Raw genomic sequence first — 13,116 nt, 5'->3', positions numbered from 1 at the left:
TTTGTTGCATTGCGCACTCGTTTTCAGAGAGCAGACTTCGTTTTATGAAAAAATATCTTCTCTTTTTAGCTTCTCAAGCCCTATTCGCTAGCCAAGTCGCCGGCCAAAGCATGTCGGTGCAGTTTGACGGCCCTATCCCACCGCCGCAAGTTCCAACAGCCGACGTTCCAACGGCACCGAATACTGTACCGCTCGATGTGGACGTGTACCGGCTCATCGACCGATATGCTATCAAGTACGGCGGCGACTCAATAGGCAACAACTTGCATACATCGGTGCGCCCGTACACCCGCACGGCCGTAGTACGCCTAGCCCAGCGGATGCTGGCCGATAGCGTTAATTTGTCGGCACAGGACCGTTTTAACGCCGAGTATTTGCTGCGCGACAACTGGAACTACTCCGCGCAAGCTGACGCCCCTAACCAAAGCCGCCGGCCGGTGCTTAAGCACTTCTATCAGCGCCAATCCGACCTCTACAGTGTATCTATTCCCGATTTCACGCTGCGCGTGAACCCGGTGCTTGGGCTGTCGGCGGGCAAAGATTCGGAAACGGATGGGCTGCGCTACGTCAATACCCGCGGTGTGCAGGTGGAAGGCACCATCGACGAGCGCCTAGGCTTCTACACGTTCCTCGCCGACAATCAGCAAGGCGTGCCGGCCTACGTGCAGCAGCGTATCCGGCGCGACAGAGCAGTACCACACGAGGGTTACTGGAAAGACTTCAAAGTTACTGGCGGCAATCAATACGACTTCTTTACGGCCCGTGGCTACGTCACGTATACCGCTACCAAACACATCGGCGTACAGCTGGGCCACGACCGAAATTTTATCGGCAACGGCTACCGCTCCCTCATCCTCTCCGACTACAGTGCTCCCTATTTCTTTCTAAAGCTGAACACGCGCATCTGGAAGCTCAACTACCAGAATCTGTTCACGGAAATGATTGCCGACCGCACCTACGATAGGAATGGCAGCCCGATAGACACCATCTATAAAAAGAAATACATGGCGCTGCATCACCTCAGCTTCGATGTGACGCCTACTTTCAATGTAGGTGTATTCGAAAGTACTATCCTAGGCGGCCGCAACCTCAGAAGGGATAGTTTAGGACAGCCTATTCCGGGCAGCCAGCGCCGCGGGTTTGAGCTGCAATACCTCAACCCCATCATTTTCTATCGGGCGGTTGAGCAGCAAGTTGGCTCGCCCGACAATACGGTGGTGGGGCTTGATTTTAAATGGAATATCAAAAACACAGCGCAGCTTTACGGCCAGTTGATGCTGGATGAATTCAAGCTGAGCGAGGTTCGAGCCGGCAACGGATGGTGGGCCAACAAGCAAGCATTCCAGCTGGGTGCCAAGTACGTAGATGTGGCGGGTATTCGCACGCTTGATGTACAGGGAGAGTTCAATTACATCCGGCCGTTCACGTATCAGCACGAGGACAGCTATACGGATTACCAGAACTATCAGCAGCCTCTCGCTCACCCCATGGGCGCCAATCTGTACGAATTGCTTGGCATAGTGAGCTACCAACCGATTCCGCGTTTGCAGTTGGTAGGCAAGCTGTTTTACACGGTGCAAGGCTTGGATCGGGTAGATACTGTAGGCACCAACATCAATTACGGTGGTAACCCACTGCTGTCCTACAATTCTAGGGTGCAAGAATATGGCAACACCGTAGGGCAAGGCAACCGTACTCGTTTAGTTCACGCCGATTTTACGGCCACTTACCAGCCGCGGCACAACCTGTGGCTGGATGCCAAGCTGATTGTGCGCCGCCAGTCATACACCGATGCTGCCACTCAAAACACGGTATTCCCATCAGTTGCTTTGCGCTGGAACATCGCGCAACGGCTACATGAGTTTTAATAAGTGCGTTGTAGATCATTGCTTCAGCAACCGGTGAAGTACTTTGCTTCCCTGCAGGTACCCCATCCCCTCTGAGAGAGGGGACAGGGGTTGGGGTATCTGACAGTCGCAATATGTTAGCTGCTAGAACAAATTTCGGGTTGTCTGCACTCAATACTCAGCTTTTAACAAGTACTACATGCGCCACGAGCCTGCTGCTACACTACTCTATCGACCAGTTAATCAGCAGGAACTAGATCTGATAGCCGCTTCGGGGTGGCTGGAGTTTCCGCCGCGCCTGCCGGAGCAGCCTATTTTCTACCCAGTGCTGAACGAGGAATACGCCGCTCAAATAGCGCGCGACTGGAACGTACCCTATTATGGCGTAGGCTATGTGTTGCGCTTTGCCGTCGATGCCGATTACGCCGCCTCGTTTCCGGTGCAGAATGTAGGCAACCGGGAGCACGAAGAATTGTGGGTGCCAGCCGAAGAACTCGCTGAATTCAACCGCCACATTTTAGGGCAAATTGAAGTAGTGGCCGTCTTCGAAGCAGAGTAGTCGGCTTACCAGCTTGGTGCCGCTCCGTTACTAAGCTTAGCAGATGCCTTACCTTTGCTGCTTCCGATGAAGACCTACCTGCGCATTCTGCATTACGCCCGGCCGCTGGCCAATTTTCTGCCGCAATACTTACTGTACACGCTGCTGAACATTTTTTTTGGGCTAGCCAATTTCACGCTCATCATTCCCCTGTTGAGTGTGCTTTTCGACAAGACCGACAAGATTCCTTTACAGGCACCCGACCACCTGCCTGCTTTTCGCCCGAGCTTCGATTGGGTGAAGGATAGCTTCAACTTCTTTTTTGCCGACGTGCTAGCTACCCAGGGCAAGATGGGTGCGTTGGCATTCGTATGTGCTGTGGTGGTGGTATCGGTGTTGTTGAGCAACGTGTTCCGATACCTAAGTTTTCGGCTACTAGCCAAAGTGCGGGCCCGGGTTATCCACAACCTGCGGCACGACCTGTATCAGCGCATTATTGGCTTGCCACTTAGCTTTTTTGGCAACGAGCGGAAAGGTGATTTGATGTCGCACTTCACGTCGGATGTACAAGAAGTAGAAACGTCGGTGGTGAACACCATGACGGCCGTTATTCGTGAGCCGCTGAACATCATTGCGTATTTCGCGCTGCTATTTTATATCTCGGTGCCGCTCACGCTTTTCACGCTGGTGTTGTTGCCCATATCGGGCGGGCTGATAGCCGGTATTTCCAAAAAGCTGCGGCGCCAAGCGCAACAAAGCCAGAGCACGCTCGGCTCTATGCTCTCTGTGATTGATGAAACCTTAGGCGGCGTTCGGGTTATTAAAGCATTCAACGCCCAAGACTACATCAAGGACAAGTTTGCGCAGCAAAATGACCTGTACGCCCGCACTTCCCGCGCCATCGACAACACGCGCGACCTAGCCTCACCCTTTTCCGAGTTTGCGGGCGTCACGGTGGTAGCGGGTCTGCTTTACTTCGGGGGTCTGTTGATTTTGGGTGGGCAGTCAAGCCTAACGGGTGAAACGTTTATTGGCTACGTAATTCTGTTCTCACAGGTCCTCACGCCGGCCAAAGCGCTGTCTTCCTCGTTCGGCAATATTCAGCGCGGGTTGGTAGCCGGCGAGCGGGTACTGCGCATTATCGATACCGAGCCCGCCATTCGCGACAAGCCGGATGCGCAGGTACTGCCCCCTTTCAAGCACCAAATAGAACTGCGCAACCTGCAATTTGCGTACGGCGATACGCCCGTATTGCAAGACATCAATTTGGTTATTCAGAAAGGCAAAACAGTAGCACTGGTGGGCCCCTCAGGTTCGGGCAAGAGCACCCTGGCCGACCTGCTGCCGCGCTTTTATGATGCCACCGGCGGCCAAATCCTCATCGACGGCTATGATGTGCGTGACTGCACCATTCATTCGGTGCGCGAGCAGATGGGTATTGTAACGCAGGAAAGCATCCTCTTCAACGATACCATCTACAACAACATTTGCTTCAATACCAACGCCACGGAGGCGGAAGTACTAGAGGCCGCCCGCATTGCCAACGCCCACGACTTCATCACAGCTACCCCTGATGGCTACCAAACCATCATCGGCGACCGGGGTGGGCGGCTCTCGGGTGGGCAGCGGCAACGCCTGAGCATTGCGCGAGCTATTCTGCGCAACCCGCCTATTCTTATTCTCGACGAAGCCACTTCAGCCCTCGACACCGAAAGCGAAAAACTGGTCCAAGAAGCGTTGACTCGGTTGATGCAGCACCGCACCTCACTGGTAATTGCCCACCGACTCAGCACCGTGCAGCACGCCGACGAAATTATTGTGCTACACCAGGGCCGCATTGCCGAGCGCGGCACCCACGACGAATTGCTGCGCCAGCCCGGTGGCTTGTATCAGCGCCTAAGCCAACTCCAGGCTACTAACGCCGCGCTAGTGTAGTGTAGCATAGTTATTTATAAAGTAGTATGGCGCAAGCAATATTGACTGCTTTATGAAATCCGCTTAAGGTTGCATTGAGTTCTTGTCTTGTGCCTAGGCATTGTGTCCGAAGTAGCATATTCATTCTACTTCCGAACCAATGCTGGAAGACCGTAACTAAAAATTATAAGAGCAACTACGAGCCTCAGAGGCAGCATGCTCTGCGCTCGTAGTTGTAGCCGGCTCTACTCTTATCTAGCTGACTCAACAGCCCCTTCATACCAGACTGCTAGCACCAAACTATGGCAGCTTCCACCAGCTCAGTGCGCCGCCACGTAGCCACTATTATTGTGCTGCTATTGATTTTGCAGGCTGGCCGATGGCTGTGGCGCACCTATCGTCATGCGCAGAATTCTCCTCAACAACAGGCAGCTACCGCTCTGCAACAGAAAATAGCTGCTAGTCATGCCTACGATAATGCCTTGCTGAGGGCAAACACCCTGCTCAACCAACAAGACACCACAACCGCCCGACGCTTGCTCGACTCGCTCGAACAACAACCAACCAGCGCGTTATTTCAAATCGAGTTGCAAAAGCTAAAGGTTGTTCGGAAGCGGCTAGATTCCTTGCAAAACATAAGAGCTACCACGCCGCGTTGATTGGACATCGGCTGGAAGCAAAAGCTCGACCGTAGCAAGGAATTCCAATCAACGAAAACCTATATTTAACCCGACCGCTGCGTTTTTGCGTACGACGGGCCATTAGATCTCCACTTTAGCATCGTTTTCTTATGCTCGCTTTAAAACGTTTAGTTACCGTTCTCGTCATGGTGTATCTGCTGCTGGTACTGCTGCTACTGCTGAGTCCTGGTTCGCGCGACGGCTTAATGGCTGTGACAGCAGGCAACGATGCTTCTGCGTTTTATTACGCCATGTTCTTGGTTGGGGCAGTTCTGCTAACCTTGCAGCTGATTACTGAAAACCTGGACAGCGTAATCCTACGGCGAGATGTAGCCTCGCGCGAAGGCAAAATCAACGAACTAAAAGCCCGCTTATACGATCAGCAATTGGAGCAGCGCAGCACGAGCGCCAACGTAGGTGCCGCCCGCCCTGGCACTACAGTGCACCCCGAAGGGTATACGGCGCCCACCCCCATTCCACCAGCACGGCCGTTTACCTCCGACCGTGACGGCGGTCCACTAGCGTAGCTCGTGTATCTTCGCGTCGTGACCGATGCAACTCCCCTAACCGACCTTATCCGGGCTGAGCTTACTGAAGCCCAAACTGTACTTGACCGCTTCGTAGCTGATCCGGCCAACCTCATAGCCATCGAGCAAGCTGCTCGCCTTATGGCTACTAGTTTACAGCAGAAAGGCAAGCTCCTGAGTTGCGGCAACGGGGGCAGCCTCTGCGACGCTCAGCACTTTGCCGAAGAGCTCAGCGGCCGCTACCGCCACGACCGGCCGGCGCTCGGGGCCATTGCCCTCACCGAAGCGTCGCACATGAGCTGCGTTGCCAACGATTACGGCTACGACTACATATTCAGCCGCTACGTGGAAGCGCTCGGCCGCCCCGGCGACGTGCTTCTTGCCATTAGCACCAGCGGCAACTCGCCTAACATTTTACGTGCTGCAGAAGCGGCAAAAGCTACTGGCATGCAAGTAGTAGGCCTCACCGGTAAAGACGGGGGGAAGTTGGCAGCCCTGTGTGATATTGAAATTCGTGCACCTCATACCGGTTACGCCGACCGCATACAAGAAATCCATATCAAGGCCATCCACATCCTCATTATGCTGATCGAGCAGTTGGTTGCCAAGTAATTAAACAGCTTAATTTACACTTCTAGCCACGGCTGCCGCCTATTCAATTCGCGGCAGCCGTGGCTTTTTGTATGGGCACTGATTGGCGGCTAGCTACTAGCCCATCCATTTTATTGCATCAGTTTTTCAGTTAACGATTACTGCGTTTATAGCTCGTCTTGTATTTCTTTTATCTTCGTTGGATTCATTCTATTTTCTTTTATCGATTATATGCTTACCAAGACCTTCGGCTCGGCCGTACAGGGCGTTAATGCTTACACAATTACCATTGAAGTAGTCGTTTCGCAAGGCACCAATTTCTACGTAGTAGGACTACCAGATAATGCTATCAAGGAAAGTCAGCAACGCATTGAAGCGGCACTGAAGTTTCGGGGCTACCGGATGCCCCGCACCAAGGTGGTTGTGAATATGGCTCCGGCCGACATTCGCAAGGAAGGCTCCAGCTACGACTTGCCTATTGCGTTAGGTATTTTACATGGCTCTCAGCAGCTGAGCACCGAGCGGCTACCCGAGTACATCATCATGGGCGAACTGGCACTCGACGGCGCGTTGCGACCCATCAAAGGCGTGTTGCCAATTGCTATTCAGGCCCGTAAGGAAGGTTTCAAAGGCTTCGTTCTGCCCAAGGAGAATGCCCGAGAAGCGGCTATAGTCAACAACCTCGACGTTATTCCGGTCAAAACCATGCAGGAAGCCATCGACTTTTTTGAAGGGCGCCTTAACATCGAGCCATTGGTGCTGGATACGCGCGACATATTTCAGCAAGAGGCCAACCAGTACGCAGCCGATTTTGCCGATGTGCAAGGGCAGGAAAATATCAAGCGCGCCCTAGAAATAGCCGCTGCCGGCGGGCACAACGTCATCATGATCGGGCCGCCCGGCGCAGGCAAAACCATGCTGGCCAAACGCCTACCGACCATTCTGCCCGCGCTAACTATGTTAGAAGCGCTGGAAACCACTAAGATTCATTCAGTGGCAGGCAAGCTTGGTACCAATGCTTCTTTGCTTGGCACACGGCCGTTTCGGGCACCGCACCACACTATTTCAGACGTGGCACTAGTAGGTGGAGGTAGTAATCCGCAACCGGGTGAAATCTCGCTGGCGCACAATGGCGTGCTGTTTCTAGATGAGTTGCCAGAGTTCAAGCGCACCGTGTTAGAGGTGATGCGGCAGCCGCTGGAAGAGCGACGCGTTTCTATTTCGCGAGCCAAGGTCAGCATCGACTTTCCTGCAAACTTCATGTTGATTGCCAGCATGAACCCCTGTCCTTGTGGGTATTATAATCACCCCGAGAAGGAGTGCGTGTGCGGTCCGGGCGTAGTGCAGCGCTACCTTAACAAAGTAAGCGGCCCCCTCCTCGACCGTATTGACTTGCATGTGGAAGTAACTCCCGTTACGTTCGACCAAATGACGGAAACGCGCAAGTCAGAGACAAGCCATGACATTCAGTTGCGAGTGGAGAAGGCCCGGGCCGTGCAGGCGGCACGCTTCGAAAAGTTTCCCGACATATTTTCCAACGCCATGATGCCTCCGCAAATGGTAAAGGACATCTGCGAAATTGACGCGGCTGGCCGAACGCTGCTCAAAACGGCAATGGAGCGTCTTGGCCTCTCAGCCCGCGCCTACGACCGTATTCTGAAAGTTGCGCGCACTATAGCCGACTTAGCGGGCACCGCAGAAATACGCATCGAGCATTTGGCCGAAGCTATTCAATACCGCAGCCTCGACCGGGAAGGCTGGGCAGGCTAATACCCATCGAGAAGAAAAGCGCCTAGATAAAGCTATATAAGCAGCTTCATCTAGGCGCTTTTCGTATTCAACCAACAACAAAAAACCCTCCCTGCAGCTTGCAAGAAGGGTTTTGGTGATCCCGCTGGGATTCGAACCCAGGACCCATACATTAAAAGTGTATTGCTCTACCAGCTGAGCTACAGAATCGGTTTCCACATGCCAGACAGCTATTTTCTGGATGGGATGGCAAAAGTACGGAACCACTTTCTAATCTCCAAACTCTAACAACTTATTAAGCACACTAAATGTGTACTTCGCAACTGATAACGCTCAATATCAATTGTCTACCACAGCAATTTTTTTACATTATTAAGTGCTGCTAGTTCTGTTATGCTTCACTACTAAATAAGTTGGAGCTTTGTACTCCAGATAATTTGCAGCCTGTTATGTACAAAGCCTTTCTCAAACCTCTGTTCTTTCAGCTTGATGCCGAGCGGGCCCACCATTTGGTTTTCGACAACCTCAAGCGGGCCCATCGGCTGCCTGGCACGGCCGCGCTGCTGCGCCAGCTCTACGACTTCAAGCACCCGTCGCTGGAGCGGGAGGTATTCGGGTTGCGGTTCCAGAACCCGGTAGGACTAGCGGCAGGCTTCGATAAGAACGCCGACCTAACCGACGAGCTAGCGGCACTTGGGTTTGGCTTCGTGGAGATAGGCACCGTGACGCCGCGGCCACAACCAGGTAACCCACAGCCGCGCTTGTTCCGCTTGCCGCAAGACGAGGCCTTGGTGAACCGAATGGGCTTCAATAATATAGGCGCCACTGCGGCAGCGGCCCGCTTGCGCTTACGCCGCAACTCACAGCTTATTATTGGGGGCAACATTGGCAAGAACAAGGACACGCCCAACGAATTGGCAGCCCAAGATTACGTGGCGTGCGTGGAGGCGCTGCATGAGGTAGTTGACTATTTTGTCGTCAACGTGTCGTCGCCGAATACGCCCAATTTGCGCCAGTTGCAAGAACGGGAGCCACTCATTCAATTGCTGCAGGAAATCCAGGAACGCAATGCCACGCTGCCAACGCCCCGGCCGCTGCTACTCAAAATAGCCCCCGACCTGACGGATACGCAACTCGACGACATCCTATTGATTGCGCGCGAAACGCAGCTTAGCGGACTTGTAGCTACCAACACCACCATCAGTCGTGCGGGGCTGCGTACCGATGCTAACCACGTAACGGCACTCGGAGCAGGCGGCCTTAGTGGCCAACCGCTGCGCCGGCGAGCAACAGAGGTAATTCGGTATTTGCACCAGCACTCGAGAGGCACTCTGCCTATTATCGGGGTGGGCGGTATCCACTCGGCTGAGGATGCGCGCGAAAAGCTGGCGGCCGGCGCGACGCTAGTACAGCTGTATAGCGGGTTTATTTATGAAGGCCCGGGTTTGGTGAAGCGCATCAATCAGAGCTTGGTTAACTGAACGCACTTTAGCACCAACTACCCTATCGGTTGAACTTCATGCCGGCTTTGAACTCCAATACGTCGGCGGCACCGCGGTGAACCTTCAAATCAACCGCGCCGAAAATCCGGTCGGTGAAATGGTATTTCAGTCCTAGCCGCTCGTAATAAAAGGTATTGGACTTGTAGGGATTGTAGAAATAGAAGCCCAAGTGAGTAACGAAGGCCAGCCGGCCAAACAGCAGTTCGTGCCCTAACACAACGCCGGCTTTTTTTACGTCGGGCAGGTTGTCGGTGGTACGGGCAGTATCGCGAAGCTGTGGGATGAGGCTGCGGTCGTAGAAGCCTTCTAACCCCACCAGCACGTTGCTTTTACGGCTTACGCGCCGTCCTCCTAGCACTGACACAGATTGCACCAAATACTTGCGCAGATCAACCGGACTACGCTGCTTAAAACCAACGCTGGTGCTTACGTTGAAAAAGTCGCGGCCAATGTCGGTGGGCATAGCATTGGAAGCGTCCACGGCGGGCACGAAAGGCCGCTGCTGATGATAGTTTACCCCCAAGTACACCGTGGGTAGATTGATGCCGAAGTTTGGCTTGGTGGTAGCTCCATTGGAGTAATGATTTAGCCCCAACCCAACCAGCAACCCCAACTGCTCGGCTACAGATACATCGTACTCGAACCGCATCTGCATGGTAGCATTCAAACGGGAGCTGACAATAGAGTTTTTGTGGTTGGTTTCGAGGTCGAAAGGATTAGTGAAATAGGCCACTCCCGTGCCTAATCTAAAGTTCAGCTCTTGCCGAGGCGTCCGAAATAAGCTCTTGCTGATGTAAGCGGTGGCGGCATACGAGCGGTCCAGCACCGGATTGTGATAATTATAGTACACCAAGGCCAAGCCAATACGCGGATAGCGGTACCATGCGTGCCAGGGCTCGGAACCGTTGGTTTGCCGTTGCAGATTCAGTTCCACCCCGCTAGGGTGCGATACGGCTAGGTGTTTAACTGCCGGGGTGTGGGCAATAATAAAACTGCCTTGCGCATACGCGCCAATTATAAGCGGTCCGGCGGGTGCTTTTGCCGCGGGCTGCTGCGCCCAGCATGGAAATACAAGCAGAAAAGCTATGCCAACGAGTATAAATCTAGAAAGCCCGGAACCCCGCATGATAACACTATGGAAGAGCACAAAAATACGGATTGCTCTAACAGTCTGCGACGTAGCTCAACATAAGATTATTTTTTCAATTATATGTAACATAACAAGGAGGTTTTGCGGTATGACTGCTTGAAAGCGGCCCACCGGGGCCTTTTGGCTCAGGCTCGTGCTGCTGATTTGTGTTTGCCACCTCACCCTAATTTTTTTATGAAAAAGTTTCTCTTACTCACCGTGGCAGCGGTTGCTTCTGCCTCGTTTGCTCAAGCCCAAGACGCGGGTGGTTTCCGGATTGGTGTTAAGGCTGGCGCTACTTATTCCAACGTTTCCGGCGACGACGTGTCGCAATTTACTGGCACTGGCTATAGCACTTCCATCGGTGATTACAAGCTAGGCTACAACGCAGGTATCTCGCTCACTATTCCATTGAGCAGCGACGGCTTTTTCTCGGTAGCACCCGAATTGCTGTACAACCGCAAGGGATACGAAATCAAATCCGACCAAAAGACTGGCCTGCCTGCCAACGTCTCCAAGATCGAAAGTGAGCAGCAACGGGTTCTGCACTACATCGACCTGCCTATTTTGGCTAAAATCAATGCTGGTGGCTTGTTCTTCGAGTTAGGCCCACAAGTAAGCTACCTGTTTGGCTCACGCGTGAAAAACCAGACGACTACCAAATACACCGACGGCACCAAAGACAAAGTTGAAGATCGGTCGGAGTTCGTTGACTACTTGGGCGGTATTCGCAAAGAGAAGTACAAAGGCGACCTATCGAACGTTGACATCAGCGGCGTGGCTGGTGTAGGGTATATGTCGGAAGGTGGCATCAGCATTGGCTTGCGCTATGCCCGTGGCTTCAACTCATTGATTGATTCCAAGGACACCGACAACGAACCAAAAGCATTCAACAACGCCTACACGCTGCAAGTAGGTTATTTGATTCCTACCAAGTAACTGGTATTGTTTTCTTTAGAAAGCCGGCTGTCTCTTTTACAGGGGCAGCCGGCTTTTTTGTTGTTGCATTACTCTTCAGCTTAGCTAGCCTAAAATTTTCCGTTTACGTAAGAGTAGCTGTTTAACAAGGCAATAGTCTTTGCCCATTTTATTCTAGTTACCATGAAAAAACAGATTGCCATCCTCGCCACATTCGTTGCTGCTGTGGCGGCGGCTCCTAGTGTACACGCACAAGGTATCCGCATTGGCGTTAAGGGCGGCGCCAACCTTTCCAACCTTTCCGGTGATCTTACCAACGAAGATCGTTATCAGAACAAGTTTGGTTTCCACGGTGGCCTCATGCTCAACATTGGCTTAGTCGACGATGGCTTCCTCTCCGTGCAGCCAGAAGTATTGTTTTCTCAAAAAGGCTTTAGCTACGCCGACGACGAGTTTACTATTGGTGGCAACAGAATAAAGTATGACGGCGACGTTACGTACAATTACATTGATGTTCCGGTACTGCTGAAAGTCAAGGCGGGCAGTGTATACTTTGAAGCTGGCCCGCAGTACAGCTACTTGCTGAAGGTCAAAAACGATTTCAGCGTCACTTCCAACGGCAATCCGGTAACACAAACTTCTGGTACAGCCAACCTCGACGACGTGAACCGCAACGAAATCGGTTATGCCGCCGGGTTGGGTTACCAGTCAGAAGGAGGTTTGATGTTGGGTTTGCGCTACAACGGTTCTTTCACGGATTTCGGCAAGGATGGCTACCAGGATGCTGATACGCGCAATGCACGTAACTCGGTGTTCCAAGCTTCTGTTGGCTTCTTGCTGCCAAGCAAATAGCAACTAATTCAAATCTTAAAAGCCTCATCTGTAGACCAGATGAGGCTTTTTTTCATGTCTGTACGTAAGCTCAACAACACGCTTGGCACACTTTTAGATTTTGGCGGGTCATGTGCATCTAGTTTCCCACTTAGTTCTCTTCGCACTCATGAAAAAGACCTCCTTTGTACTAGCCACTTTCTTGACTTTAGCTTCTGTTTCGGCCGCACGGGCACAAGGCGTACGGTTGGGCCTGCGGGCTGGCGCCAATTATTCTAATTTGGCTGGCAACATCCAGCACGAAACCACCTACAACAATAAAGCAGGTTTCTTGGGTGGCGTAATGCTGAACGCCGACATCACCGGTGACGGTTTCTTCTCTATCCAACCCGAAATTCTTTACTCGCAAAAAGGCTTCGAAAACAAGCCTACTGCCTACACCAACACACTGTTAGGCGTCGGCTACACCGAAAAGCGCGAAGGCAAAGTCAACTACAACTACCTGGATGTGCCCGTCCTTCTTAAGATCAATGCGGGTGGCTTTGTAGTAGAAGCCGGACCGCAGTATTCGTATCTGCTCAGCGCCAACGACGAAACTAAAATCACCCGGACTCGTGAGCCCAACGGCACGCCTACCGTAGTGGAAGCTCAGGATAAAAAAGATTTGAGTGGCTTCAAGCGGAGCGAGTTAGGGTACGTGGCGGGCATTGGCTACCAAGCCGACAACGGCGTGAGCTTGAACCTGCGTTATACCGGTGCCTTCAGCGACTTTGTGAAGAGCGACAATGGCACCTACTTCAACGGCGACCTGAAAAATGCTCGTCACTCCGCCTTCCAACTCTCGCTCGGCTACCTGATTCCAAGCAAATAGCAAACTCGTCTAACTTGCT

12 protein-coding genes and 1 tRNA gene are annotated in these 13,116 nt (G+C 52.6%); 11 read left to right on the top strand and 2 right to left on the bottom strand.

The features are described 5' to 3' along the window. The first annotated feature begins 44 nt into the window (after positions 1 to 44). The 7 genes from P1X16_RS24875 to P1X16_RS24845 all read left to right on the top strand — a co-directional run bounded on the left by P1X16_RS24875 (position 45) and on the right by P1X16_RS24845 (position 7,867). Positions 45 to 1,868: a hypothetical protein gene (locus P1X16_RS24875; protein WP_277234873.1), complete on the top strand. Its 1,824-nt coding sequence runs from the start codon at positions 45 to 47 to the stop codon at positions 1,866 to 1,868. Positions 1,869 to 2,046: 178 nt separating this feature from the next. After that, positions 2,047 to 2,406 (top strand): hypothetical protein, encoded by a 360-nt coding sequence (locus P1X16_RS24870; protein WP_277234871.1) that lies wholly within the window; start codon positions 2,047 to 2,049, stop codon positions 2,404 to 2,406. Positions 2,407 to 2,472: 66 nt separating this feature from the next. Beyond that, positions 2,473 to 4,320 (top strand): ABC transporter ATP-binding protein, encoded by a 1,848-nt coding sequence (locus P1X16_RS24865; protein WP_277234869.1) that lies wholly within the window; start codon positions 2,473 to 2,475, stop codon positions 4,318 to 4,320. A 281-nt stretch (positions 4,321 to 4,601) separates the two neighbouring features. Continuing rightward, complete coding sequence (locus P1X16_RS24860; RefSeq protein ID WP_277234867.1) at positions 4,602 to 4,958, top strand: hypothetical protein; 357 nt, start codon at positions 4,602 to 4,604, stop codon at positions 4,956 to 4,958. Positions 4,959 to 5,089: 131 nt separating this feature from the next. After that, positions 5,090 to 5,506 carry a hypothetical protein gene (locus P1X16_RS24855; RefSeq protein ID WP_277234864.1) on the top strand — a complete coding sequence of 139 codons (417 nt, stop codon included), beginning with the start codon at positions 5,090 to 5,092 and terminating at the stop codon, positions 5,504 to 5,506. A gap of 3 nt (positions 5,507 to 5,509) precedes the next feature. Further along, positions 5,510 to 6,118, top strand: a complete 609-nt coding sequence (lpcA, locus tag P1X16_RS24850) for a D-sedoheptulose 7-phosphate isomerase (protein WP_277234862.1) — start codon at positions 5,510 to 5,512, stop codon at positions 6,116 to 6,118. A gap of 210 nt (positions 6,119 to 6,328) precedes the next feature. Further along, positions 6,329 to 7,867 (top strand): YifB family Mg chelatase-like AAA ATPase, encoded by a 1,539-nt coding sequence (locus P1X16_RS24845; protein WP_277234860.1) that lies wholly within the window; start codon positions 6,329 to 6,331, stop codon positions 7,865 to 7,867. Positions 7,868 to 7,980: 113 nt separating this feature from the next. Here P1X16_RS24845 and P1X16_RS24840 read toward each other — a convergent pair. Further along, positions 7,981 to 8,056: transfer RNA gene (locus tag P1X16_RS24840), tRNA-Lys, on the bottom strand. A gap of 239 nt (positions 8,057 to 8,295) precedes the next feature. On the opposite strand from P1X16_RS24840, the gene P1X16_RS24835 reads away from it, so the two are divergent. Then, positions 8,296 to 9,327 (top strand): quinone-dependent dihydroorotate dehydrogenase, encoded by a 1,032-nt coding sequence (locus tag P1X16_RS24835; RefSeq protein ID WP_277234858.1) that lies wholly within the window; start codon positions 8,296 to 8,298, stop codon positions 9,325 to 9,327. A 22-nt stretch (positions 9,328 to 9,349) separates the two neighbouring features. Here P1X16_RS24835 and P1X16_RS24830 read toward each other — a convergent pair whose 3' ends face one another. Further along, positions 9,350 to 10,282, bottom strand: a complete 933-nt coding sequence (locus P1X16_RS24830; RefSeq protein WP_277234856.1) for an acyloxyacyl hydrolase — start codon at positions 10,280 to 10,282, stop codon at positions 9,350 to 9,352. 390 nt (positions 10,283 to 10,672) lie between these two features. Between P1X16_RS24830 and P1X16_RS24825 the strand changes: the two genes are divergently transcribed. The 3 genes from P1X16_RS24825 (at position 10,673) to P1X16_RS24815 (ending at position 13,097) form a co-directional block, all read left to right on the top strand. Continuing rightward, positions 10,673 to 11,416, top strand: a complete 744-nt coding sequence (locus tag P1X16_RS24825; RefSeq protein ID WP_277234855.1) for a porin family protein — start codon at positions 10,673 to 10,675, stop codon at positions 11,414 to 11,416. 162 nt (positions 11,417 to 11,578) lie between these two features. After that, a complete protein-coding gene (locus P1X16_RS24820; protein ID WP_277234853.1) occupies positions 11,579 to 12,247 on the top strand; it encodes a porin family protein in 669 nt (222 codons plus the stop codon). A gap of 148 nt (positions 12,248 to 12,395) precedes the next feature. Further along, complete coding sequence (locus P1X16_RS24815; RefSeq protein ID WP_277234851.1) at positions 12,396 to 13,097, top strand: porin family protein; 702 nt, start codon at positions 12,396 to 12,398, stop codon at positions 13,095 to 13,097. The last annotated feature ends 19 nt before the right edge of the window (positions 13,098 to 13,116 follow it).

The sequence above is a fragment of the Hymenobacter sp. YC55 genome, assembly GCF_029433095.1.
Classification (GTDB): Bacteria; Bacteroidota; Bacteroidia; order Cytophagales; family Hymenobacteraceae; genus Hymenobacter.
The sequence above is the reverse complement of the archived record's forward strand: the minus strand, read 5'-3'. Positions and strand labels throughout refer to the sequence as shown.